Origin of the sequence: Mesorhizobium sp. M4A.F.Ca.ET.020.02.1.1 (genome assembly GCF_004022645.1) — a bacterium.
Taxonomy (GTDB): domain Bacteria; phylum Pseudomonadota; class Alphaproteobacteria; order Rhizobiales; family Rhizobiaceae; genus Mesorhizobium.
Window position 1 is genome coordinate 1 of sequence record NZ_RZOI01001220.1, and the last position, 909, is coordinate 909.

Genomic DNA, 909 nt, shown 5'->3' on the forward strand with positions numbered 1-909 from the left:
GGCCAAGGCTCTTGAAGAAGACCCCCTGGCGCCGCACCTGGCTGCGCGTGAGCAGGCGCCAGCGCGGGCCGCCGGCGATGTCGAGCGCAAAATTGAATGTCTTGGCCAGGTCGACGGCGCGGTTGAGGTTCTTGCCGGCGCGGGCGACGCCGGCGAGGAACAGCAGGCGGTCATTCCTTGTCGCCGAGAGCCGGTAGTCGTCGACCGGAAAACCGTTGTAGACAAAGGTCTGGCGGCCATGGTTGCGGGCGTGGCTGGCGCTGACGAAGTTCCAGTTCGGTTGCGGCCGCGATTGTCCCGGAAGATAGCCGTGCTCGGTATTGAGAGCTGGAAACGGCACATCGAGGAACCAGCTGTTGAAGTGGACGATGTCGGTGTCCGTGGGAATAGCGGCCCGGCATTCCGCCTTCGAAGCCGCCTGCCGCACCTCGCAATGCGGATGGCTGGAGCCGGCGGCGGCGACAAGGACCACGCTGTGCCCGAGGCGGGCGAGTTCCGTCGCCAGCCAGTCGACCTGCCGCTCGGTGCCGCCATAACCAGCGCAGGGGATCGCCCCATCCACCACCAGTGTTATGCGCATCAGACCGGCCCACCGCCGCGCCATGTCGCCGCCCCGACTTTCAGCGGTGAGCGCGGATGCAGCAGAAGCAGCGCCGTCAGCAGGCTGCTGACGATACCGATCGCGGCGATTAGGACAGCGTCGAAACCGGTCCAGCCGGGGCCTTCTAGCGGCCTGGCGTTGAACAGGGCGAAGGAATTGTAGCTCTGCTGGTGCGAGATCAGCAGGAAGCCGGTCAGATTGTTGCCGAGATGGGCGCCAAGGGCCACTCCCAGATTGCCGGTCGCATAGACAAGGAGCGTCAGCACGAGCGCGAAGCTGGCGATCGAGACCAGCACGCAGGCATTGAT

2 pseudogenes are annotated in these 909 nt (G+C 65.6%); both read right to left on the reverse strand.

Annotated features, from left to right (window positions below):
* Positions 1–580: pseudogene (locus EN742_RS36195) on the reverse strand (glycosyltransferase family 4 protein); the annotation flags it as partial.
* A pseudogene (locus EN742_RS36200) lies at positions 580–909 on the reverse strand (CPBP family intramembrane glutamate endopeptidase); the annotation flags it as partial. The pseudogenes EN742_RS36200 and EN742_RS36195, both read right to left, overlap by 1 nt.